At 46.2% G+C, this 22,789-nt stretch carries 18 protein-coding genes, 2 tRNA genes and 1 other RNA gene; 16 read left to right on the plus strand and 5 right to left on the minus strand.

Annotated elements, in window-relative coordinates; all coding sequences use genetic code 11:
* Window positions 1–118: 118 nt before the first annotated feature.
* The 4 genes from coaD (at window position 119) to GA693_RS01880 (ending at window position 1,431) form a co-directional block, all read left to right on the plus strand.
* Window positions 119–610: a pantetheine-phosphate adenylyltransferase gene (gene coaD, locus GA693_RS01865; RefSeq protein ID WP_005176208.1), complete on the plus strand. Its 492-nt coding sequence runs from the start codon at window positions 119–121 to the stop codon at window positions 608–610.
* Between the two features lies 1 nt (window position 611).
* The gene (locus GA693_RS01870) at window positions 612–875 is read left to right on the plus strand and encodes a YfhL family 4Fe-4S dicluster ferredoxin (protein ID WP_034597403.1); all 264 of its coding nucleotides are present in this window, start codon (window positions 612–614) and stop codon (window positions 873–875) included.
* 27 nt (window positions 876–902) lie between these two features.
* Window positions 903–1,281: RNase P RNA component class A (gene rnpB / locus GA693_RS01875), an RNA gene on the plus strand.
* Between the two features lie 73 nt (window positions 1,282–1,354).
* Window positions 1,355–1,431, plus strand: a tRNA-Met gene (locus GA693_RS01880).
* 40 nt (window positions 1,432–1,471) lie between these two features.
* Here GA693_RS01880 and GA693_RS01885 read toward each other — a convergent pair.
* The gene (locus tag GA693_RS01885; protein ID WP_225876425.1) at window positions 1,472–1,885 is read right to left on the minus strand and encodes a hypothetical protein; all 414 of its coding nucleotides are present in this window, start codon (window positions 1,883–1,885) and stop codon (window positions 1,472–1,474) included.
* 186 nt (window positions 1,886–2,071) lie between these two features.
* On the opposite strand from GA693_RS01885, the gene GA693_RS01890 reads away from it, so the two are divergent.
* Window positions 2,072–2,148 (plus strand) — tRNA-Met (locus tag GA693_RS01890).
* A 116-nt stretch (window positions 2,149–2,264) separates the two neighbouring features.
* Here GA693_RS01890 and GA693_RS01895 read toward each other — a convergent pair.
* The 3 genes from GA693_RS01895 to GA693_RS01905 form a co-directional block, all read right to left on the minus strand.
* Window positions 2,265–2,552: a hypothetical protein gene (locus GA693_RS01895; protein WP_087662151.1), complete on the minus strand. Its 288-nt coding sequence runs from the start codon at window positions 2,550–2,552 to the stop codon at window positions 2,265–2,267.
* A 237-nt stretch (window positions 2,553–2,789) separates the two neighbouring features.
* Window positions 2,790–4,415, minus strand: coding sequence for an NAD+ synthase (locus GA693_RS01900; RefSeq protein WP_005176221.1), 1,626 nt, complete (start codon window positions 4,413–4,415; stop codon window positions 2,790–2,792).
* A gap of 375 nt (window positions 4,416–4,790) precedes the next feature.
* Window positions 4,791–5,291 carry a hypothetical protein gene (locus GA693_RS01905; RefSeq protein WP_016659914.1) on the minus strand — a complete coding sequence of 167 codons (501 nt, stop codon included), beginning with the start codon at window positions 5,289–5,291 and terminating at the stop codon, window positions 4,791–4,793.
* A gap of 154 nt (window positions 5,292–5,445) precedes the next feature.
* Between GA693_RS01905 and GA693_RS01910 the strand changes: the two genes are divergently transcribed.
* The 5 genes from GA693_RS01910 (at window position 5,446) to GA693_RS01930 (ending at window position 12,062) form a co-directional block, all read left to right on the plus strand.
* A complete protein-coding gene (locus tag GA693_RS01910; RefSeq protein ID WP_160241537.1) occupies window positions 5,446–6,948 on the plus strand; it encodes an AAA family ATPase in 1,503 nt (500 codons plus the stop codon).
* Window positions 6,936–8,399, plus strand: a complete 1,464-nt coding sequence (locus tag GA693_RS01915) for a VWA domain-containing protein (protein ID WP_005176227.1) — start codon at window positions 6,936–6,938, stop codon at window positions 8,397–8,399. Before GA693_RS01910 ends, GA693_RS01915 begins: the two co-directional genes overlap by 13 nt.
* Window positions 8,400–8,608: 209 nt before the next feature.
* On the plus strand, window positions 8,609–9,565 hold the full coding sequence (locus GA693_RS01920; RefSeq protein WP_160241536.1) for a metal-dependent hydrolase: 957 nt from the start codon (window positions 8,609–8,611) through the stop codon (window positions 9,563–9,565).
* 15 nt (window positions 9,566–9,580) lie between these two features.
* Window positions 9,581–10,432 carry an SDR family NAD(P)-dependent oxidoreductase gene (locus GA693_RS01925; protein ID WP_034597594.1) on the plus strand — a complete coding sequence of 284 codons (852 nt, stop codon included), beginning with the start codon at window positions 9,581–9,583 and terminating at the stop codon, window positions 10,430–10,432.
* Between the two features lie 175 nt (window positions 10,433–10,607).
* Window positions 10,608–12,062: a flavin-containing monooxygenase gene (locus GA693_RS01930; RefSeq protein ID WP_168383302.1), complete on the plus strand. Its 1,455-nt coding sequence runs from the start codon at window positions 10,608–10,610 to the stop codon at window positions 12,060–12,062.
* 119 nt (window positions 12,063–12,181) lie between these two features.
* Here the strand turns inward: GA693_RS01930 and gltA are convergent, their stop codons facing one another.
* Complete coding sequence (gltA, locus tag GA693_RS01935; RefSeq protein WP_005176240.1) at window positions 12,182–13,456, minus strand: citrate synthase; 1,275 nt, start codon at window positions 13,454–13,456, stop codon at window positions 12,182–12,184.
* A gap of 1,020 nt (window positions 13,457–14,476) precedes the next feature.
* Here gltA and sdhC point away from each other — a divergent pair.
* From sdhC to odhB, 6 genes are all read left to right on the plus strand, one after another.
* On the plus strand, window positions 14,477–14,875 hold the full coding sequence (gene sdhC, locus GA693_RS01940) for a succinate dehydrogenase, cytochrome b556 subunit (protein WP_005176242.1): 399 nt from the start codon (window positions 14,477–14,479) through the stop codon (window positions 14,873–14,875).
* Window positions 14,875–15,240 (plus strand): succinate dehydrogenase, hydrophobic membrane anchor protein, encoded by a 366-nt coding sequence (sdhD, locus tag GA693_RS01945; RefSeq protein ID WP_005176252.1) that lies wholly within the window; start codon window positions 14,875–14,877, stop codon window positions 15,238–15,240. The genes sdhC and sdhD overlap by 1 nt, the downstream gene beginning before the upstream one ends.
* 12 nt (window positions 15,241–15,252) lie before the next feature.
* Window positions 15,253–17,151: an FAD-binding protein gene (locus GA693_RS01950; RefSeq protein WP_005176254.1), complete on the plus strand. Its 1,899-nt coding sequence runs from the start codon at window positions 15,253–15,255 to the stop codon at window positions 17,149–17,151.
* A gap of 14 nt (window positions 17,152–17,165) precedes the next feature.
* Window positions 17,166–17,876, plus strand: coding sequence for a succinate dehydrogenase iron-sulfur subunit (locus tag GA693_RS01955; protein ID WP_005176256.1), 711 nt, complete (start codon window positions 17,166–17,168; stop codon window positions 17,874–17,876).
* Between the two features lie 817 nt (window positions 17,877–18,693).
* Entirely contained in the window at window positions 18,694–21,519 is a 2,826-nt protein-coding gene (locus GA693_RS01960; RefSeq protein WP_216071805.1) for a 2-oxoglutarate dehydrogenase E1 component, read from the plus strand.
* Between the two features lie 16 nt (window positions 21,520–21,535).
* Entirely contained in the window at window positions 21,536–22,744 is a 1,209-nt protein-coding gene (gene odhB / locus GA693_RS01965) for a 2-oxoglutarate dehydrogenase complex dihydrolipoyllysine-residue succinyltransferase (RefSeq protein ID WP_104471741.1), read from the plus strand.
* The last annotated feature ends 45 nt before the right edge of the window (window positions 22,745–22,789 follow it).

Here is a 22,789-nt window from a genome sequence, read left to right on the forward strand (position 1 = left end):
ATCAGCGCTGAATTGCAGCACTATCGCAGGATTTTTGTGAAATTGGCCGAGTTTATTCACCAATAAATCAAGTTTTTGCTAAAATATGGCTCTACAAAACCAACTAGAGTAAAAATGGATGTCTAAAACTCGCGTGATTTATCCGGGGACCTTTGATCCAATCACCAATGGTCATATCGATTTAGTAACACGGGCGGCCAGAATGTTTGATGAAGTGGTGGTCGCAATTGCCATTGGTCATCATAAAAATCCGGTGTTTACTCTAGATGAGCGGGTAGAACTGGCCAAAACCTCACTCAGCCATTTACCCAATGTAGAATTTGTCGGCTTTGATGGCCTGCTGGTGAATTTCTTCCGCGAACAGCAGGCCACTGCCGTACTGCGTGGTTTACGTGCAGTGTCTGACTTTGAATACGAGTTTCAGCTGGCCAATATGAACCGTCAGCTGGATACCAATTTTGAAGCGGTATTTTTAACGCCGTCAGAGCAATATTCGTTTATTTCATCCACGCTGGTGCGTGAAATTGCGCGTTTAAAAGGCGATGTCACCAAGTTTGTGCCGCAAACCGTGGTCGAAGCCTTTGAACGCAAACATCAACAAGGTTGGTAGCGTGTCTTTATATATTACCGATGAATGCATTAACTGCGATGTCTGTGAACCTGTGTGCCCGAATGAGGCTATTTTCATGGGCGAGCTGATTTATGAAATCAACCCGGCGCTGTGTACCGAATGTGTCGGGCATCATGATAAACCGCAGTGTCAGTTATTCTGTCCGGTGGACTGTATTCCGCATGATCCCCATCATGTCGAAACCCAGGAACAATTGCTGGAAAAGTATCAAAAACTGATTGATCAAAAAAGCACGAGCAATTAGTGCATTTATTTGTTAAGATGCGCCCTCGAAGTGAACCAGACGATCGCTGCTGTGGAGGTCTCCGTGACTAAAGCAGGGGAGGAAAGTCCGGGCTTCATAGGGCAGGGTGCCAGGTAACGCCTGGGCGGCGTGAGCCGACGGAAAGTGCAGCAGAGAGTAGACCGCCTTCATTCAGGTTTCTTTTTCGGAAGAAATCGAAGGTAAGGGTGAAAGGGTGCGGTAAGAGCGCACCGCATGACTGGTAACAGTTCATGGCATGGTAAACCCCACCAGAAGCAAGACCAAATAGGAATCCTGAGGTACGGCCCGTACTGGATTCGGGTAGGTCGCTTGAGCGTATGAGTGATTGTACGCCTAGAGGAATGATCGTTCTCGACAGAACCCGGCTTATCGGTTCACTTCACCAAATTTTGTACAATTAGCCTGTAGAAGGGCTTGACGTTATAAACATTACAGCAGATAATGCGCGCACAGTTTACGGCTATGTAGCTCAGTTGGTTAGAGCACCGCACTCATAATGCGGGGGTCACAAGTTCAAGTCTCGTCATAGCCACCATTTTTAAAGATCACATCCTTATGTGATCTTTTTTTTGTCTTTAAAATCTGTGCTCGCAGTTGAGCTGCTGCACATCCAGCTTCAGCGTCTGCTGTAGCTGTTGAATCTGTTGCCAGCGTTGCTGCTGGTCGGCATAGACAAAAATTTTCTCATCGACCTGATCCAGTTTGGACACGGTAATTTTTTGTGCAGCACAATAACGGCCTTCATAGCGTTCCTGTGCAAGCGCCTGTTGTGCTTCAGGACTTAGGCGATCTGCGGTTAAAATCTTCTGCTGGCCTTTGGCATACTCGACCAGAATGCGTTTTTGCGGAATGGTGAACCAGAGATGACCATTAATAAATTCTGCGACATCGCGGCGTACCCCGTTATAGTCCACCATGAGTGGGGCAACCAGCTGACAGCCCGATAATGTCGCAACTAGCAGACTACTGATCCATATTTTTAACTGCATTGTGTTCAAATGATTGATCCTGGAAAGTTTCATCATAGTCAGCGAAAGGGTTTGACCCAAGTAAAAAATTGCAAATCCGGTTAAAAATTAATAAAAACGTCATGTTTTGCTTAAACAGTGTTCATTTGAGTAGATAAATATCTTGACGATAAAGTCCGAACTTTAGATAATGCGCACACAGTTTACGGCTATGTAGCTCAGTTGGTTAGAGCACCGCACTCATAATGCGGGGGTCACAGGTTCAAGTCCCGTCATAGCCACCATTTTAAAAGACCAAGCTCTCAGCTTGGTCTCTTTTTTTGTCTGTTCAAAAAGTCCAAAAAAATGTTGTGCAAACTCTCCGCGCAATTTAGATACCAGCGATGAGTAAAATGCTGGCTTAGGAATTCAGCTGTTGCTGTACCCAGCTTAAGAATTCCTGTTTATGCGCAAGGGCCGGCGCTTTAGAACCATCAATCACTTTAGGCTTGCCATTAAATATACCTTTAAACAGATAAGACTGCCCAGCTTCAAACTCGATACTGCCTGTATCATGGATTTCGGCGAAAAACGCGTTCAGGCGCTCATACTGGCTATAGCGATGAAAATGCGGACGTTCATTAAATAATGATAAATCTGTTCTAAAGTCTGCAGGGTATTTCTTAGTGTCATATGAAATCCATTGCATCCAATTTTAGCTCATGCATATCTTGAACATAGGGTTAAACATAGACCGTTGTCTATCTGTTTTTAGTCAACCTAGACGATTCATTGATATTGGTTTTTTTGAATGACGTAGAACTCAAAAATATAGGATCGGTTTAGATGGCAGGGGAAGATGCGTATTCTAAGTAGCCTCATTCCAGCAGACAATAAAAAACCCCAAGACTGGCTTGAGGTTTTTAGGATGGATCAGATCAGGAGCTTATAGGCCCGGTTTCCAGCCATTGACTAATGGATAACGGCGTTCACGGCTAAAAGAACGTGATGTAATGCGCGGACCAATTGCGCCCTGACGGCGTTTGTATTCATTGCGGTCAACCAGACGCACCACTTTTTCAACCACAGCCTGATCAAAGCCTTTGGCAATAATATCGTCCTGGCTCAGGTCTTCTTCAATATAGGCATACAGGATCGCATCTAGCACATCATACGGTGGCAAAGAGTCCTGATCTTTCTGGTCCGGGCTCAGTTCAGCTGATGGCGGACGGCTAATTACACGCTCCGGAATCACCGGCTGTTCGCTTATACTGTTCCGGTATTTGGCCAGTTCAAACACGATGGTTTTGTAGACATCTTTGAGAACTGCATAACCACCAACCATATCGCCATACAGGGTGCAGTAACCGACTGACAGTTCAGATTTGTTACCAGTCGACAGGACCAGGTTGCCAAATTTATTGGATAAGCCCATTAGCAACGTACCGCGGGCACGGGCCTGCAGGTTTTCTTCGGTGGTATCAACCGGGCTATTGCCAAAGAATGGATACAGGGTTTGCATAAAGCTGTTCACAATCGAGTGAATTTCGGCAATGCCAAAGGTCACACCCATGGTTTTGGCTTGCTGTGCAGCATCTTCTACACTAATTTGCGCGGTATAGGTATACGGCATCATCACCGCTTGTACTTTGTCTGCACCCAGGGCATCAACCGCAATGGCCAAGGTTAGTGCAGAGTCAATCCCGCCAGATAAACCCAGAATCACGCCTGGGAAACCTGAACGTTGTACATAGTCACGTGTTGCCAGCACCAGACCCTGATAAATTTCAGCCATGGTGTCGAGGGCTGCCGCCTGTTCGCCCGTTTTATAGCGCTGCTGTTCGGCTTCATACTCCACCACAAACAGGCCTTCCTGATAGGTTGGCGCACGTAAAGCCAGTTCACCGTCTTTGCTGATCAGGAAGCTGGTGCCATCAAAGATCAGATCATCCTGACCACCAACCTGATTGACATAGGCCAGGTTCAGATTCAGCTGTTTGGCCAGCGCAGTCATGGTATCAATACGGTGCTGTGGTTTACCAACTTCGTATGGCGATGAATTCAGCACCAGCACGGTTTCTACATTCAGCTGGGCCAGTTGCTGTACAGTGGCTAAAGACCAGACATCTTCACAAATCAGTACGCCAAATTTATGCCCCAAGTATTCAAAGACCAGATGTTGATGACCTTCGTTAAAATAACGTTTTTCATCAAACACGCCGTAGTTCGGTAAATTCTGCTTGTTATAAATACCCAGAATCTGGCCATCTTTCATTACCGCAGCCGAGTTATAACGCTGGCCATCTTCAGTTTCATTGACAAAACCAAATACCACGACGATGTCTTTAATCTGGCTGAGCTGTTCAAAGGCCTTTTGCGTGCGTTTTTTGAGGCTTGGGCGTAACAGCAAATCTTCTGCTGGATAACCAATCAGAGAAAGCTCTGGGAAAATGATCAGGTCAGCCTGTTGTTTTTTCGCTTCATTTGCTTGTTCAAGCATTTTTTGCGCATTTGCTTCGAGATTGCCAATGTATGGAGAGAACTGTGCAAGGGCAATTTTAAAAGATTTCATTAATTTACGTCCTATTCCTATAGGGTTTTGAATACACCGGCTGCCGCTTGTAATTATGGTGATCGGGCAGCGGTGCATTCTGATACTAAAAAGTACTGCCGACTGGCTCAAGTATAAAAAGTAATACGCATACGACTTGATAAAATCTTATTTTGCAATGCAAAAAATCAGACGGGTTTATTTTATCTTAAATTAATTCAGATGCTAGAGCATATTCAGGATAATTGCATAGTAGCGGCAATTCGCGCCGTGAGAGAAGGCGCATAATGCTTTATTTAGTAAGCTTGAGTAACAAAAGCATGGGTTTGGTGAATCAGGCCTGATGGCACAAAAAAACCGGCAGCTTGCAACATGAAAGCGCTATTGCAGCGCAGTTTAGGCCGGTGGATGCAGAATAATATTGTCAATCTTGTTTAAAAAAATATCGCGGGCAATATCGCCTTGCTGTTCAATGTTGTAGGCAAAAAACGGCTTACCGGGAATTAGCTGGTAACGGTAGGGATTATACCGCCCGGCAGACAGATAAAAAGCGGTTTGCAGCAGCGCACCTTTCAGCAGCACATTAATCTGCTGCTGATGCTGGTAAATATGTGTCATTTCATGAATCAGCACCGCCTGAAAGGCAAGCGGTGCCTGGCTATAATCTTCCCGGTACAATGGATCACGCACATGAATATAACCTTGCGGCGCCATCAGAATATGCGCCGGTTGCCAGGGCAAATAAGGATGATTCATGATGCTGACCCGGCTGTAATCAATCAGCTGCCCGAATACGCGCTGGCACAACGCAATTTCGCCCGGGGTTAAAGCCCGGCAGCGAAACTGCTCCAGTTTAAGCAGGCGCAGTAGCAGCGGTAACAGTTTCAATAACAGCATGGTGAAAGATCAGGTCGGGCCATTCAATTTTCCCAGTTATAACAAAACTGGCAGGCAGATATGTAGCAAAAATTTCATCTGCGGTGGCTTGCCGGTTTTTCTTCATTTCCGCAAACCGTTACAATGCAGTTTTTCGCGCAGGTTCAGGTATTCGATGAAAGCACGTATTCATACACTTATTTCGCAAATGTCTCAGCAGATGTATGAACGTGAACAGGTGATCGCACAAACCTTGCTGGCTGCTGTGGCTGGCAGTCATACCTTTTTATACGGCTTGCCGGGCACGGCCAAAAGCCTGATTTCCAGACGGGTTGCAGCCGCTTTTGAGGTCGATGCCTATTTTGAATATTTGATGAACCGCTTTAGTACACCCGAAGAAATTTTTGGCCCGGTGTCAATTAAAGCCTTAAAAGAAGATCACTATATTCGTAAAACCGAGCATTATCTGCCCTGTGCCGATTTTGCTTTTCTGGATGAAATCTGGAAGGCCAGCCCGGCCATTTTAAATACCTTGCTGACTTTGGTGAATGAAAAAGTCTTTAAAAATGGCGAGCAGCTGCAGCAGGTGCCCTTAAGTGTGCTGATTGGTGCATCCAATGAAATTCCTGAACCGAATCAGGGACTGGATGCGCTGTATGACCGTTTTATTTTGCGTCTGGTGGTCGAACCCATTCAGCAGGCCGGCAATTTTCATCAGCTGCTACAAGCCAAACCGGGCAGTGCTCATTTACAGATGGATGAATCACTTAAAATTACCCAGGCCGAGCTGGCCGAATGGCGCGAACAGATTCATGAAATTGAGCTGCCGGCTTTGGTATTACAGGTGATTGATCTGATTCGCCAGTATTTACAGCAGCATGTCGATGGCCTGTCGGTCTATATTTCGGACCGGCGCTGGCAACGTGTAGCCTATCTGCTCAAAGCTGCGGCATTTTTAAATGGCCGGCCGCAGGTCTTGGTCAGTGATCTGTATCTTCTGAAATCCTGCCTGTGGAATCAGCTGGAAGATATTCGGGAGATGCACAAGCTGATTGATCAGGCCATTCTGGAGATTGGCTTGCACGCCGATTTGCAATTGGAGTCACTAATTCAGCGCAAAGACGAGCTGGAACAGCAGATGCTGAACGCTTTTTACTATACCGATGATGTCTATGAAAGCTATCTGATTCAGGACAAGGAATACTTAAGAGCAGTGACTCACCTGGATCATCATTATCAGGATAAAGTGCTGTATCTGTTATTAAATAAAATGGACAGCAAACAGGATTTCTTTGCTGTGGATGCTTCCGGTGAGGAAATTCGCGGCATCGTGTGTAACTTTAATGGCGGCCGGGTCTGTACCTTAAAAGGCGGCTATTATGGGCTGGAAGAAGTGGTCACACCGTATATTAAATACCCGAAAGGCAGCGCACGCCGTGTCATTGATGAAAAGTTGGTGCAGCAGTTGCGGGGAGAGCTTGCCCAGCTACAAAATGCACTGAGCGAAGATTTAGCCCTGTTACAGCAGCGTTTTGATGCCCAGTCAGCACATTTTGCTTCAGTCTTTGTTGCCGCCGCCGACAGTGCCCAGTTACAACAGCATGTGCAGCAGCAGTTACAGCGCTATCAGCTGCAACTGCAAGACTGCGCGCGGCTGGAACAGCTATGTCAAGGCTAGACCTGCAGCAGCATCAGCGTCAGCATACAGCGTTAGAGCAGTTGACCGGACAGCTGTATCAGGAACTAGCCGACTCCTCCTTAAAACACTGGCTGGATGATCAGAAAGTCAGTCAGCATCTGGATGATAAAGTCCGGGCCTGGGCCTATCAGGCCAAATCCAGTCTCGATCAGCAGCATCCTTATAGGGAAGTGCAGCAGCAACTGGAACACTGGCTGGCGCAGCCCTCCATCAATAGCGCCGAGTTTCAGCAGATGCAGGTGCAATATCAGGATTTTCAGGCTCAGCTGGGGCTGCCTGATTTAAGCCCGTTTTGGACTCAAAGCGCTACTTTCTCTGCCGGACAGCGCGAGCTACAGGCACAGTTATTAACAGAAAAATGGCAACGTAAACTGACCGAAGCCATTGCTCATTGGGAATTTGAGCAGCTGGCCTTGCAGCGGGATGCTTTTCTGGATGAGATTCGCGATTTTCTCAGCCAGATGCAGCGACTGGCCAAATACAAAGATGCCACCGGCATCGAAACCGGTATTTTTATTGACTATTCCAGAGGCCAGTTACAACCACAGGATATCCAGCAGTTTGAGCAATGGGCCAGCTATTTGCAGGAGGATCGTGAGCTGCAAGCCTTGTGTCAGAAAATCGGTTCTGCCCAGCCTGCACATTATCCGCGCCAGGCCGTGCAGCAGCATCGGCCAGAGCAGGAGCTGGAATTGCTGGAGCAGCACTGGCATGAAGAAATTACCGGTATTCAGCTGGCGCAGGATTTGAATCTGGCGCTGCCGAGCGAGCTGGCCTTACTGGCCGATCCCGATCTGGCGCTTTTATTTGACCTGAAATATCTGGAATCCAACCTGATGAGCTTTAACCTGCAAGGTCAGCACAGCAGTCGGGTAATTCAGGATCAAACAGCACGGCACAAGCGTCTGGGGCAAAAAGGCCCGATGATTTTGTGTCTGGACACCAGCGGTTCCATGCACGGCCAGCCGGAGCTGATTGCCAAAGCCATGAGTCTGTATCTGGCAATTCAGGCCATGAAAGCCAAACGCCCGATGTATTTAATTAACTTCTCGACCCAGCTGACCAGCCTGAATTTACTCGAAGGCTATTCGCTGGATGATCTGATTCACTTTCTTAGCCAGTCTTTTCATGGCGGCACCGATGTTATTCCCGCCATCGAACATGCCCTGTCGATGCTGGCCCAGCCAAATTTTCACAATGCTGATGTGCTGGTGGTGTCCGATTTCATCATGGGGCAGTTACCGACAGAACTGATGGCCCAAGTCGAGCAGCAGAAACAGCAGGGCACCGGTTTTTATGCGGTCGCGATTGGTAACTTCCGTTTTGAACATCTGAATCAGGGCCTGTTCGATCATCAGTGGATTTATCAGTCCAAAGAACGCAAAGTGCGTTATCTGCCCAGTAACCGCAGTGACAGAGTGTCCAAATAGGCGCTGACCCCAATTGACAAGGAAATGAGCTCTGCGGAAAAAAGTGTGAGCAAATTGTCAGACAATATTTTTTAAAGTCACGATTTGCCAATTTTATGACGATTTTGGCAACTGGTTTCAATGCAGGGCTGGCTTAGTTTTGGTCTCATTCAGGTCGATGACCACGGTGTCTTGACCTGGCTCAAATGGACAAAACAAAGAGAATAGCCATGCAGATTGCTCAGTTTTTACCTCAGCCTGTTCGCCATTTTTTCAGCACGACACCTTTTGATGCCGAGAAACAGTCGGCTGCCCTCCCAATCCGGCATATGAAATTCGACTTTAAGGCCGAAGAAATAGATCCCAAATTTTACTTGAATGCCGAACTGGCCAGTGCCTATTTTGCCTCGCTGTCGATTTTCCTGACCTATGGCGAAGATCTGGTGATTGACACCGCGCGTTATCATCGTGAGCTGTTAAATGATCCCGTGCTAAAACAGCGGGTCACCTCCCAAATTGGCCAGGAGGCGCTACATTCCAGATTGCATGAAGAGCTGAATGATGCCTTTCGGGATGCCGATCTGCCGGTTGAGCTGTTCCGTTCCTGGGCCAGATTTGTCTTTGATCACGGCTTTAACCGTTTGCCACAGCCGATGAAACTGTCGCTGATAGCTGGCATTGAACATTTCACCGCGGTGCTGGCCGAGTACATGATGAATCATGAGGAAATTTTCTTCCAGTCGCATGATGAAAAGCAGCGTGCCATCTGGATGTGGCACATGCTGGAAGAATCGGAACACAAAGACATTGCCTATGATGTGTTCCAGTCTTTATCCAACAGTTATGGCTTGCGCATTGCCGGTTTCTTCCCGGCGCTCATCACCATCCTGGTGCTGATTTCCATTGCCTCGCTGCTGGTGCCGTTTTATCGCAAACCGTCTAATTTGTTTAGCCTGAGTTACTGGAAAGACCTGCCGCGTAGCATCAAGCTGATTTTTGGTCTGCAAGATGGCGTGTATGGCAGTAGCTGGGTGCATATTCTGGATTATCTGCGTCCCGGTTTTCATCCGAATGACCATGATACTTCGGCCTTTTTAGCCTATTACAAGGAACGTTTGCTGCATCCGGAAAGCGGGGTGTTAACGCCGTATTTCGTCAAGGAATTTACCCCGGCGCTCAAAGTGTAAGGATGAAGAAGGATGATGGGATTATTTGCAAAAAAAGTGCGACTGAGCCAGCAGGCCTATGCGGTGGTGACCGGTGCAGGCAGTGGGATTGGACGCAGTTTTGCGCTGGAACTGGCCAGGCGTGGTGGCAGCGTGATCTGTGCCGATATCAATCTGGCGGCGGCTCAAGCAACCGCCAAGCAGATTGAACACCAGTTTGCGACTGCGGCCTTTGCGTTGCAATGTGATGTGGGTGTGGCCGAGCAGGTGCAGCAACTGGCTGAACAGTCTGAACAGCTGTTGGGCCATCCGGTGACTTTGCTGATCAATAATGCCGGTGTGGGGCTGGGTGGCAAGTTTGATGAAGTCAGCCTGGCCGACTGGCAATGGTGTATGCAGGTCAACTTATGGGGCGTGATCCACGGTTGTCATTATTTCGTACCGAAACTGAAACAGCAGGGTGGTGGTGCGATTATTAATGTCGCTTCGGCTGCTGGTTATACCGCAGCGCCGGAAATGACCGCCTATAACGTCAGCAAGTCCAGCGTACTGGCCTTGTCTGAAACCCTGTCTGCCGAGTTACGTGGCGCCAATATTCGCATCAATGTGTTATGCCCAACGCTGGTGCCGACCAATATCATGAAAAATGGCCGTTTGCCTGCGCATTATTCGGGACTGGCAGATCATTTGCTGACCCATCATGCCTTTGTCAGCTGTGAGCAGGTGGTAGCGCAGACCTTAAACAATTTAGACCGGGGCGAGCTGTATACCATTCCACAGCCAGATGCCAAACTGTTCTGGTGGTTCAAGCGTGCCGCGCCGCGTTTATATACCAAGCTGCTGGGTGTGGGTTATCCATTATTCAATAAATATGTACAAAAATCCTGAGTAGAAAAAAATGAAACAAGATGATCAAGTCACGTTGCAAACGGTCGCTGAGCCGGCCGATCTTGTGCTCAAAAAGCCTAGTCGAAAAGCCAAAAGTGCCAGTGCAGCATCAGCAAGGGCAGGGGCCAATCAGCCAAATTCTCAAACAACTGAGCAGCGCGGTAGATCAACTACTATGCCAAGCCGGGTCTATGACACCATTATTATTGGGGCGGGTATTTCCGGTCTGGCAGCGGCCTATAAACTGAATCAGGCTGGCTATCAGGATTATCTGGTGCTGGAAAAAGCCGGCCGGGTAGGAGGCACCTGGCGGGACAATACCTATCCGGGTTGTGGTTGTGATGTGCCCTCGGCCTTATATTCTTTTTCCTTTGCGCCAAGTCATGGCTGGAGTCATTTATTTGCCAAGCAGCCGGAAATCCTGCGTTATCTGGAAGATGTGGCGACCCGTTTTCAGCTATATGCCAAGATTGAATTTCATAATGAACTGCAAGATGCACGCTGGAATGAGACTGAACAGATGTGGGAGCTCAACACCAGCAAAGGGCGATATCGGGCCAGAACCGTGATTTTCTCTACCGGCCCGATTACCGAGCCGCAACTGCCGAAAATTAAAGGTATCGACAGTTTTAAGGGCGAAATGTTCCATTCGGCACGCTGGAACCATGCCTATGACCTGCGTGGTAAACGCATTGCGGTCATTGGCACCGGCGCCTCGGCCATTCAGTTTATTCCGAAAATTCAGCCTCTGGCCAAAGAGTTATATATTTTCCAGCGTACAGCGCCGTGGGTCCTGCCAAAGCCTGATCTGCCTCTGAATCAGGTGATGAAAAGTACACTGGCCAAGTTTCCGGTCATCCAGCAGCGTTGGCGCGGTGCGGTATCGCAATCTTTGAATCTGATTAATTTTGGCCTGCGTCATCCACCTTTGTTGGAGCCCGTGAATGTACTCAGCCGGCAGCTGTTAAAATTACAGGTCAAAGATCCGGCTTTACGTCAGGCGGTTACCCCCAATTTTTCGGTCGGCTGTAAGCGTTTACTGTTTGCCAATGATTATTATCCGGCCTTGCAGGCCCCGAATAGCACTTTAATTCCGCATGGCTTGGTGGAAATTGAAGGCAATACGGTGATTTCCGCCAATGGTGACCGGCATGAGGTCGATGTGATTATCTGGGGAACGGGCTTTGAGGTGTCACATCCACCGATTGGTCGCCGTGTGCAGAATGCCCAAGGCCAACGACTTTCCGAGCTGTGGCAGAGCAGTTCACCCGAAGCCTTTTTGGGCACCAGTATCCAGCATTTACCCAATGCCTTTTTGGTGCTCGGGCCGAATATTCTGGTCTATGATTCCTTTATTGGCATTGCCGAAGCGCAACTGGACTATATTGTCAGTGGTTTATTGCAAATGAAAGCCAAGGGCTTAAAGCGCATTGAAATCAAGCCGGATGTGCTGAAATACCACAATGCCAAAGTACAGACTCATGTGCAGAAAACTGTGTTTAACCGTGGCGGCTGTCAAAGTTATTATCTGGACCAGAATGGTCGCAACTTTGCCGCCTGGCCGTGGTCACTGGCCGAGTTAAAGCGACGTTTACAGCGCCTAGATCTGGAGCATTATCAGGTAGCTTAACGTACTTTTGCGCTGAATATTGGCGTTGCCTCGGTCTGGTCGAAACGCGCATTTAGTTTGAATGTCCATAAAAAAACCACCCAAACGGGTGGTTTTTTCGTCGTTGAACGCGAACCGGATTAACGGTTGATGTCGCGTTGAACTTCGCCAGTGTAAAGCTGACGAGGACGACCGATCTTGTAAGGACCGCTGTGCATTTCTAACCAGTGGCTGATCCAACCAACTGTACGTGCAAGCGCGAAGATCACAGTAAACATTTCTGTCGGAATACCAATCGCTTTCAGGATGATACCAGAGTAGAAGTCTACGTTTGGATACAGGTTACGCTTGATGAAGTATTCGTCAGAAAGCGCGATACGCTCAAGTTCCATTGCTAACGCTAATTGTGGATCGTTGATACCTAATGCACCAAGAACTTCGTCGCAAGTCTCTTTCATTACTTTCGCGCGTGGGTCGAAGTTTTTGTAAACACGGTGACCGAAGCCCATCAGTTTAACTTCTTTAGTCTTCACTTTTTCCATGAAGCCAGCAACGTTTTCTACAGTGCCGATTTCATCCAGCATCTTAAGAACTGCTTCGTTCGCACCACCGTGCGCAGGACCCCAAAGTGCAGAGATACCCGCAGCGATACAAGCATAAGGGTTAGCACCGGTAGAACCCGCTAAACGTACTGTAGACGTAGACGCGTTTTGCTCGTGGTCAGCGTGAAGAGTGAAGATACGGTCCATTGCTTTGGCAAGAATCGGGTTCACTTTGTAGTCACGGTCTGCAGGTGTAGCAAACATCATGTACAGGAAGTTTTCAGCGTAGCTTAAGTCGTTACGTGGGTAAACGAATGGTTGACCAACAGTGTACTTGTAGCTCCAAGCTGCTAAAGTAGGAATCTTCGCGATTAAACGGATCGCAGTGATTTCACGGTGGTTAACATCTTCGATGTCCAGGTTGTTGTGATAGAACGCAGATAATGCACCCACAACACCAACCATGATCGCCATAGGATGCGCATCACGACGGAAACCGTTATAGAAGCGGCTAACTTGGTCGTGAACCATGGTGTGGTTACGAACTTTCGCGTCAAACTCTTCTTTTTGCTCAGCTGTTGGAAGCTCGCCGTTTAATAACAGGTAGCAAGTTTCCAGGTAATCAGCTTTAGTCGCCAATTGATCAATCGGGTAACCGCGGTGTAACAGAACACCTTTGTTACCGTCAATGAATGTGATCTTAGATTCACAAGAAGCTGTCGCCATAAAACCAGGATCAAAAGTAAAGTGACCTGCAGCCAACACATCCTTAACGTCAATTACATCTGGGCCCAATGTGCCGCTGTAAATTGGTAATTCAATTTCTTTGCCATCAAGCTGTAAAACGGCTTTCTTGCCAGTTGCTTCAGACATTCAATAGATCTCCTGTCCTGGTGAATGTTGATCTGACTCGTAGTATCAATCTTTTAATGCGCGAATCAGACGGATCGAAAATTTGCTATAAGATTAGTGTGTACTGAAATTTTGTCAATTATACTTATGGATAAAAAGTGACGCTGACACAGCAGCTTAGTCAAAAAATATTCGTATGAAAAACTGAGTAAAATCACAGCACCGACGCGCTATAATAAGTCAAATTCCCGGGCAGGTGCAGAAAAAAATAATAGGAATGCTTTAATTGTAAGCAATTTTTTAGCGTTAAAAGCTCTTGAAAAGCCGGGCTGCTGGAATTTTAAGCTTTCCGAAATATATCTGTTTTTCATAACTTAGCTGGGCTTTGCCGGTTCTGCTGCTGCTTTGTTATTCATAAATAAAAGCGCTAAGTCTGTCATTTTTTTAGGTTTAACTGGTTAAAAAATAGCTGATTAAATCAGCCATTCAGCCAGTTAACTTGTTCTGATGCGCTGAAATTGCAAGTAAAGTCAGAGCAATCTGTCAGCTTTTGCAAGACTCAAAATCCAAATGCCGGCCTGAAGCGGGAAGCACGGGCAGGGCGCTGAAAATATTTCATGTTGTTTGCCTGATAGCAAATATTCAAGGAAAAAATATTCAGGCACCCAAAGATAAAGTGAAAAGATTCAATAATATAGTGTCTAGACATTTACTGTGCTGCTTTAGTCTAAATATTTCAGTCCGGTGAAAATTGCAATTATAGCTAAAACCAATAGCAGAAATATAAAATAAATTAATAAAAAACAGTGAGATGATGCCTTAAAGATGTATCCGGTTGATGTGTTTCATAAATTACCTATTTGTTAATGATTCTTATTTAAGGGTTTTTTGTTCAAAAAGCCCAGTGCGGTTGTTTGTATTTTAATAGTTGACGTTTTATAATTCAGTGTCGTTTTGAATATAGGCATTCGAATGCCTAGCAATGCCAGCTTTCCTTCGAATTAATTCCAACAAACTCCGGATGGAGTTTTTACTTACAGGATGCCCGCTGTGAAAAGCAACAGACCTGTCAATTTGTCCATGGGTCAAGTTTTATCAGTAAACTTAAAATCACCTGTGGCTATTGCATCAATTTTACACCGTCTTTCAGGTGTCATCGTATTTTTACTCGTACCGGTACTTCTTTGGTTATTAGACAAGTCTTTGTCTTCGCCAGAAGGTTTTGCAGAAGTACAGGAAATCTTTAACGGTTTCTTTGTCCGCTTTATCGTATGGGTATTTGTAGCCGGATTAATCTATCACTTCATCGCTGGTGTCAAGCATTTACTTGCTGACCTTGGTGTTGCAGAGGAACTGCAAAGTGGTCGTGTTGCAGCTACTATCGCATTAGTCTTGTCTGCGATTGGTATTCTCGCAGCCTTTGTATGGATTGTTCTCTAATGAAAAGTGCTACAGGTTTAACGGGTTCAGGTTCTCGCGACTGGTTTATCCAACGCGTAAGTGCTGTTGTTCTTGCTGTTTATACCGTTGTGGTATTTGGTTGGATTCTGCTGAATGGCGGATTTAACTTTGAACAGTGGTACGGCTTTATGATGACATTACCAATGAAGATTTTATCTTTATTGGCAGTCTTATCTCTTGTTGCACACGCATGGATTGGTATGTGGCAGGTATTCACAGATTACGTGACTACTCGTCAGATGGGTCCTTCAGCTTCAGGTTTACGCCTAGTGCTGACTTCAGCAGTGATTATTGCTGTTTTTGCATACGCAATCTGGGCAATCCAGATTTTCTGGGCGAATTGATAGGAAGATATCATGGGCGCGATTAACCCTAAAGAAGATTATTCAAACATTCCACACCAATTTTTTGACGCAGTCATCGTTGGTGGTGGTGGTTCAGGTATGCGTGCATCTTACCAACTTGCTCAAGCGGGTTTGAAAGTTGCAGTACTGACCAAAGTATTCCCAACACGTTCGCACACGGTTGCAGCGCAAGGTGGTATTGGTGCATCTCTTGGTAACATGCAAGAAGATAACTGGCACTACCACTTCTATGACACAGTTAAAGGTTCTGACTGGTTAGGCGACCAAGACGCGATCGAATTCATGACGCGTGAAGCGCCACAAGTGGTTTATGAATTAGAACACTTGGGTATGCCATTTGACCGTAACGCAGACGGTACAATTTACCAGCGTCCATTCGGTGGTCACTCTGCAAACTACGGTGAAAAAGCTGTGCCACGTGCATGTGCTGCTGCTGACCGTACAGGCCACGCGCTGCTTCACACGCTTTATCAAAGCAACGTGAAAATGGGGACTCAATTTTTCGTTGAATGGATTGCACTTGACTTAATCCGTAACGAAGCAGGCGACGTACTGGGTGTAACTGCAATTGACCAGGAAACAGGTAAAATTGCGGTATTCCAAGCTAAAGCGACGCTATTCGCTACTGGTGGTGCAGGTCGTGTTTACCGTGCCTCTACTAACGCGTATATCAACACGGGTGACGGTCTTGGTATGGCTGCTCGTGCAGGTATTCCATTACAGGATATGGAATTCTGGCAATTCCACCCAACAGGTGTTGCTGGCGCAGGCGTATTGTTAACGGAAGGCTGTCGTGGTGAGGGTGGTATCCTTCGTAACGATTCTGGCGAACCGTTCATGGAACGTTATGCTCCAACTTTAAAAGACTTGGCGCCACGTGACTTCGTATCACGCTCTATGGACCAGGAAATTAAAGAAGGCCGTGGTTGTGGTCCAAACAAAGACTACATCTTGCTGGATATGACGCACCTGGGTGCTGACACGATCATGAAACGTCTGCCATCTGTATTCGAGATTGGCAAGAAATTCGCGAACGTTGACTGTACTAAAGAGCCAATTCCGGTTGTACCAACAATCCATTACCAAATGGGTGGTATTCCGACCAACATTCATGGTCAGGTTGTTGTTCCAGAATCTCGTGAAACGACTCCACTGGTTGCCAACTACGACAAAGACACTGACACATATTCTACAAATGCGGAAGGTCGTGACTTTGCGAAACCTGTAAAAGGTTTCTATGCAATTGGTGAATGTTCATGTGTATCTGTACACGGTGCAAACCGTTTAGGTACTAACTCACTGCTTGACCTGGTGGTATTTGGTAAAGCGGCTGGTCAACATATCATTGAGTATGTAACTAAACAGCACGATGGCGAGTACGAACCACTACCTACAACTGTACTTGAAAACACGCTGAACCGTATTCGTAAACTTGACGAATCAACTTCAGGTGAAAACGCTCAAGAAGTTGCGGATGCAATTCGTAACATCGTTCAGGATCACGCAGGTGTATTCCGTACTTCAGCATTGCTTGAAGAAGGTGTGAAACAGATTCTTGCGCTTGAACCACGTGTTCGCAATATCCACCTGAAAGACAAATCTAAAGTCTTCAACACTGCACGTGTAGAAGCATTAGAAGTTGAAAACCTATACGAAGTCGCAAAAGCAACCTTGATTTCTGCTGCTGCGCGTAAAGAGTGTCGTGGTGCGCACACTGTTGTAGACTTTGAATTACCACCAGATCACCCGACTTATTCTTATGGTCGTCGTGATGATGAGTGGATGAAGCACACTCTGTGGTTCTCTGCAGACAACCGTCTTGAGTACAAACCAGTACGTTACAAGCCGCTTTCTGTTGCAGCTATTCCACCTAAACCACGTACATTCTAATCAGGAGAAACAAGATGAGTAGAGGTACTCGTACATTTCATATCTACCGCTATGATCCTGATAAGGATAAAGCACCGTACATGCAAACATTCAAGCTGGAATTGACTGATAAGCATCGTATGTTGCTTGACGCACTTTTGGCGTTGAAAGTACAAGACGAAACTTTAACGTTCCGTCGTTCTTGCCGCGAAGGTATTTGTGGTTCTGATGGTGTAAACATCAATGGTAAAAACGGTTTGGCGTGTCTTTGGAACCTGAACGATTTACCAAATGAAATCACCATTCGTCCATTACCAGGTCTGCCAGTGATCAAAGACCTAGTTGTTGATATGAATCAGTTCTACGACCAGTACAACAAGATTCAGCCATTCTTGATCAACAACCAGCCTGCGCCACCAAAAGAGCGTTTACAGTCTCAGGAAGACCGTGAGCACCTAGATGGCCTGTATGAATGTATTTTATGTGCATGCTGTTCAACTTCATGCCCATCATTCTGGTGGAACCCGGACAAATTCCTGGGTCCTTCAGCGCTGTTGAATGCTTACCGCTTCATCATCGATTCACGTGATACTGCAACTCAAGAGCGTCTGGCGCGTCTTGATGACCCGTTCTCGCTGTTCCGTTGTAAAGGCATCATGAACTGTGTGTCAGTTTGTCCGAAAGGTCTGAACCCAACCAAAGCAATCGGTCACATCCGTAACATGCTTCTGGATACTGCGGGTTAATCTGAACGCCAGTTTGGTGAATTCAAAAAGCACATCTCTGGATGTGCTTTTTTTATGCTGTTTTATTGAACACTTGAATGGGGTTGGTCTGATGAGATGCATTGCTGCATACAAACTGGGTATGAAAAGTGCAGGTGAATAGTTTTAAATCAATCTTCTAAAAAAGTGTAATAGAGTGATGGTATTTTGTTTTAATACGCCCAGAAATGGGGCATGAGACTGCAAAAAGTGGTGCAAGATGTTATTATATAACGCAAGTTGAAGAGGGCAGATTGAAAGATGTGCTCTCTTTTGTTTTATGAAATAAAGAAGCCGTTGGACTTTGGTCTTAATTGCTTCTAATTATTAAATAAAGCACCATATGTTAGAGCAAAATATGTTTCTTGTATTTCGCCAATTTATAGGAGGTATACGTCAAAAAAATCAATTGAGAGTTGGAGATCATGTTACGATTAATAAACTTCTATATTTAAAAATTGAGGTTGAATTTATGTACATTTTTTCAACATTTAAAGAGATGTAGAAAGCCAGAAATTAGAGTAAACCTATTTAGAAAAGCTAATTTGCCGAATTAATTTTTCTAAGTCGATTTGCAAAAAAAATTGCTCGGTTTTGGCCGAGTATAAAATGAGTGATGATGCCAATCAGGGCGTTATGATTCATTATTCACATTGGGTAGTCCTAATGTAGTGATAACGCCTCATGACAGTTGTCGAATGGGGACGAATGTCATGTTACCAATTTGACATTATCAATCATGGGTTTTGCTTAAAAAGCATCCTGAAAAATGTTTTTGCAATAGGAAATGGGTCCACAAATGCAAGAAGTTGCTGACGCTCTGCGTCTTGACACTGAACTTTCCGCTGATAGTGCAGCGTATATTGAAGAACTTTATGAGCAGTATTTAACGTCTCCAGAGTCAGTTGGTGAAGACTGGAGAGTGTACTTCGATAAATTCCCAAAAGGTGATCAACCTCATAGCAATGTACGTGAGCAATTCCTTTTATTGGGTCGCAACTCAAATCGTATTCAGTCTGTGGCTCAAAGCGCGGTAAGCTCTGAGCATGAACGTCGTCAAATAGGCGTCCTGCAACTGATCGCAGCGTATCGTAATCGTGGTCACCAAAAAGCAAAATTAGATCCGCTAGGTTTGGCAAAACGCGAAGAAGTGCCAGATCTTGATCTTGCTGCGCACGGTTTAACCAAATCTGATTTAGATACCGTATTCAACACAGGCAACCTGGCGATTGGTAAAACAGATACCACGCTGGGCGAAATGGTTGAAGCGATGGAAGCAACTTACTGCGGTTCAATTGGTGCAGAGTACATGCACATTGTTGACACCAAAGAGAAACGCTGGATTCAACAGCGTCTTGAGAGTGCCCGTGGTCAGTATGGCTTCAATGCAGAACAGAAAAAACACTTCCTTGAGCGTTTAACTGCCGCTGAAGGTCTGGAAAAATATTTAGGTAATAAATACGTTGGTGCAAAACGCTTTGGTGTGGAAGGTGGTGAATCTTTCATTCCAATGGTTAACGAACTGATTCAACGTGCCGGTGCGGTTGGTTGTAAAGAAGTCGTGATTGGTATGCCACACCGTGGCCGTCTGAACTTGCTGGTTAACATCATGGGTAAAAACCCGGCTGACCTGTTTGGCGAGTTCGAAGGTAAATCTTTACACAAGAAAGGTTCGGGTGACGTTAAGTACCACCAAGGTTTCTCATCTAACGTAATGACCCCAGGTGGCGAAGTTCACTTGGCATTGGCGTTTAACCCGTCGCACCTTGAAATTGTTGGACCTGTGGTTGAAGGTTCGGTACGTGCCCGTCAAGTACGTCGTAAAGACATTGGTGGCGATGACGTATTGCCATTAATCGTACACGGTGATGCTGCATTTGCAGGTCAGGGCGTGAACCAGGAAACTTTCCAGATGTCACAAACACGCGGTTATACCGTGGGTGGTACTGTGCACATCGTAATTAACAACCAGGTTGGTTTCACTACCTCTGATCCACGTGATGCGCGTTCTACAGAATACTGTACCGACATCGCGAAAATGGTTCAGGCGCCAGTATTCCACGTGAATGGTGATGATCCTGAAGCGGTAATCTTCGTAACGCAATTGGCACACGACTTCCGTCATACTTTCCGTAAAGACGTAGTGATTGACCTGTTCTGTTACCGTCGTCGTGGTCACAACGAAGCGGATGAGCCATCTGCAACCCAGCCACTGATGTATCAGGTGATCAACAAGAAAGCCACTACACGTACTTTGTATGCAGACCAACTAGTACAACAGGGCGTATTAGATCGCGCTGCTGCAGACCAAATGGTTGAAGACTACCGTGCCGATCTTGAAGCAGGTAATCACGTTGCCAATGCGCTGGTTCTTGAACCGAACAAGAAAATGTATGTGGACTGGACGCCGTACCTGGGCCATGAATACACTGACGAATGGGATACCACTTTCCCGGCTGAGCGCTTAAAAGAGCTTGGTGAAGGCATGCGTAAACTTCCAGAAGGTTTCGTGATGCAGCGTCAGGTGTCTAAAGTGATTGACGAACGTCTGAAAATGCAGACCGGCGAAATGCCGCTGAACTGGGGTGCTGCTGAAACTCTAGCCTATGCAACACTGCTAGATCAGGGTTACCTGGTACGTATTACTGGTGAAGACGTAGGTCGTGGTACCTTCTCGCACCGTCATGCCAAACTGCATAACCAGGTTGATGGCGAAACTTATATTCCACTGTGCCATGTGAAAGAAAACCAGCCGCGTTTTGCTTTATATGACTCGCTATTGTCTGAAATGGCGGTACTGGCATTTGAATATGGTTATGCGACCACTATTCCACACGGTCTGATCATTTGGGAAGCACAATTTGGTGACTTCGCTAACTGTGCGCAAGTGGTGATTGACCAGTTCATCGCCTCTGGTGAAACCAAGTGGGAACGTGTATGTGGTTTAACCATGTTGCTGCCACACGGCTTTGAAGGTCAAGGTCCGGAACACTCATCTGCACGTTTAGAACGTTTCTTACAGCTGTGTGCTGAAGACAACATGCAAGTGATTACCCCGACTACACCAGCACAGATTTTCCACGCTTTACGTCGTCAAGCGATTCGTCCAATCCGTAAGCCAATGATTGTGATGTCACCGAAATCATTACTGCGTCACAAGCTGGCAACTTCATCTCTTGATGAGCTAGCAACTGGTACTTTCCAGACTGTGATTGACGAAATCGACAGCAACATCAACAAGGCCGACGTGACCCGTCTGGTACTTTGTGGTGGTAAAGTGTATTACGACCTGCTTGAAAAACGTCGTGAAAAAGAATTGAACAACACGGCAATTGTTCGTATTGAACAGTTGTATCCATACCCAGAACAACGCATTGCGGAAATTCTTGAAGCTTATCCAAACGTGAAAGAACTGGTTTGGACTCAGGAAGAACCGAAGAACCAAGGTGCTTGGTTGTTCATCGCGCCGCGTCTATATGATGACGTGATGAAAGCTGGTAAACAGGTTCGTATCAGCTTTGCTGGTCGTGAGGCTTCTGCCGCTCCAGCGTGTGGTTCACCATATTTGCATGCAAAACAACAAGCTCAGCTCATCAATGACGCGCTTGCGATCGTAGCTGAATAACAGGAGATTCGAAGTAATGGCAACCGAAATTAAAGCACCGGTATTTCCAGAGTCAGTTGCAGATGGAACAATCGCGACTTGGCACAAACAACCAGGTGAAGCAGTATCACGTGATGAAGTGATCTGTGACATTGAAACTGACAAAGTTGTTCTGGAAGTTGTAGCTCCTGCAGACGGTACGATTGCTCAAATCATTAAAAATGAAGGCGATACTGTACTTTCAAATGAAGTGATTGCACAGTTTGAAGAAGGTGCTGTATCTGGCGCTGCGCAAACTCAAGCAGTTCAGTCTGAAGAGAAAGTTGAACAGGCCGCTGCGAAAACTGAAGCAGGTGCAGCACCTGTAGTTGAGCGTGCTCAACCAGTTGCGGACCAGGCACCAGCAGTGCGTAAAGCATTGACTGAAACAGGTATCAACGCTGCTGACGTACAAGGTACAGGCCGTGGCGGTCGCATCACCAAAGAAGATGTGGCAAACCATCAGGCGAAACCAGCGGCTGCGCCTTTAACTGCAGCAGTAGGCGAGCGTATCGAGAAACGTGTTCCTATGACGCGTTTACGTAAGCGTGTAGCTGAACGTTTACTTGCAGCGACTCAAGAAACTGCAATGTTGACGACGTTCAACGAAGTGAACATGAAACCAATCATGGAAATGCGTAAGCAATATAAAGACGCATTTGAAAAACGCCACGGTGCGCGTCTTGGCTTCATGTCATTCTTCGTAAAAGCTGCGACTGAAGCGCTAAAACGTTACCCAGCAGTCAACGCATCAATTGATGGCGATGATATTGTTTATCACGGTTACTATGACATCGGTGTAGCTGTATCTTCTGACCGTGGTCTGGTGGTTCCTGTATTACGTGATACAGACCGTATGAACTACGCTGAAGTTGAATCTGGCATTGGCGCTTATGCTGCGAAAGCGCGTGAAGGCAAACTTGCGATTGAAGACATGACTGGCGGTACATTCACCATTACTAACGGTGGTACTTTCGGTTCACTGCTGTCTACGCCAATTCTGAATACACCACAAACTGCTATTCTAGGTATGCACAAAATCCAGGAACGTCCTATGGCAGTCAATGGTCAGGTTGAAATCTTGCCAATGATGTATTTAGCGCTGTCTTATGACCACCGTTTAATCGATGGTAAAGAAGCGGTAGGTTTCCTTGTAACAATCAAAGAATTGTTAGAAGAGCCAGCTAAACTTATCCTTGACTTATAATTTATTAATTAAAAATCTCTCCTAACCCCTCTAAAAAAGAGGGGA

This window comes from Acinetobacter indicus, assembly GCF_009914475.1.
Taxonomy (GTDB): domain Bacteria; phylum Pseudomonadota; class Gammaproteobacteria; order Pseudomonadales; family Moraxellaceae; genus Acinetobacter; species Acinetobacter indicus.

What these genes read in the sequence shown, in the direction of transcription:
- coaD (WP_005176208.1), top strand. Translation starts at nt 119, where the DNA reads ATGTCTAAAACTCGCGTGATTTATCCGGGGACCTTTGATCCAATCACC.
- GA693_RS01885 (WP_225876425.1), bottom strand. Translation starts at nt 1,885, where the DNA reads ATGCAGTTAAAAATATGGATCAGTAGTCTGCTAGTTGCGACATTATCG.
- GA693_RS01895 (WP_087662151.1), bottom strand. Translation starts at nt 2,552, where the DNA reads ATGCAATGGATTTCATATGACACTAAGAAATACCCTGCAGACTTTAGA.
- GA693_RS01900 (WP_005176221.1), bottom strand. Translation starts at nt 4,415, where the DNA reads ATGAAATCTTTTAAAATTGCCCTTGCACAGTTCTCTCCATACATTGGC.
- GA693_RS01905 (WP_016659914.1), bottom strand. Translation starts at nt 5,291, where the DNA reads ATGCTGTTATTGAAACTGTTACCGCTGCTACTGCGCCTGCTTAAACTG.
- GA693_RS01910 (WP_160241537.1), top strand. Translation starts at nt 5,446, where the DNA reads ATGAAAGCACGTATTCATACACTTATTTCGCAAATGTCTCAGCAGATG.
- GA693_RS01915 (WP_005176227.1), top strand. Translation starts at nt 6,936, where the DNA reads ATGTCAAGGCTAGACCTGCAGCAGCATCAGCGTCAGCATACAGCGTTA.
- GA693_RS01920 (WP_160241536.1), top strand. Translation starts at nt 8,609, where the DNA reads ATGCAGATTGCTCAGTTTTTACCTCAGCCTGTTCGCCATTTTTTCAGC.
- GA693_RS01925 (WP_034597594.1), top strand. Translation starts at nt 9,581, where the DNA reads ATGGGATTATTTGCAAAAAAAGTGCGACTGAGCCAGCAGGCCTATGCG.
- GA693_RS01930 (WP_168383302.1), top strand. Translation starts at nt 10,608, where the DNA reads ATGCCAAGCCGGGTCTATGACACCATTATTATTGGGGCGGGTATTTCC.
- gltA (WP_005176240.1), bottom strand. Translation starts at nt 13,456, where the DNA reads ATGTCTGAAGCAACTGGCAAGAAAGCCGTTTTACAGCTTGATGGCAAA.
- sdhC (WP_005176242.1), top strand. Translation starts at nt 14,477, where the DNA reads ATGCCCGCTGTGAAAAGCAACAGACCTGTCAATTTGTCCATGGGTCAA.
- sdhD (WP_005176252.1), top strand. Translation starts at nt 14,875, where the DNA reads ATGAAAAGTGCTACAGGTTTAACGGGTTCAGGTTCTCGCGACTGGTTT.
- GA693_RS01950 (WP_005176254.1), top strand. Translation starts at nt 15,253, where the DNA reads ATGGGCGCGATTAACCCTAAAGAAGATTATTCAAACATTCCACACCAA.
- GA693_RS01955 (WP_005176256.1), top strand. Translation starts at nt 17,166, where the DNA reads ATGAGTAGAGGTACTCGTACATTTCATATCTACCGCTATGATCCTGAT.
- GA693_RS01960 (WP_216071805.1), top strand. Translation starts at nt 18,694, where the DNA reads ATGCAAGAAGTTGCTGACGCTCTGCGTCTTGACACTGAACTTTCCGCT.
- odhB (WP_104471741.1), top strand. Translation starts at nt 21,536, where the DNA reads ATGGCAACCGAAATTAAAGCACCGGTATTTCCAGAGTCAGTTGCAGAT.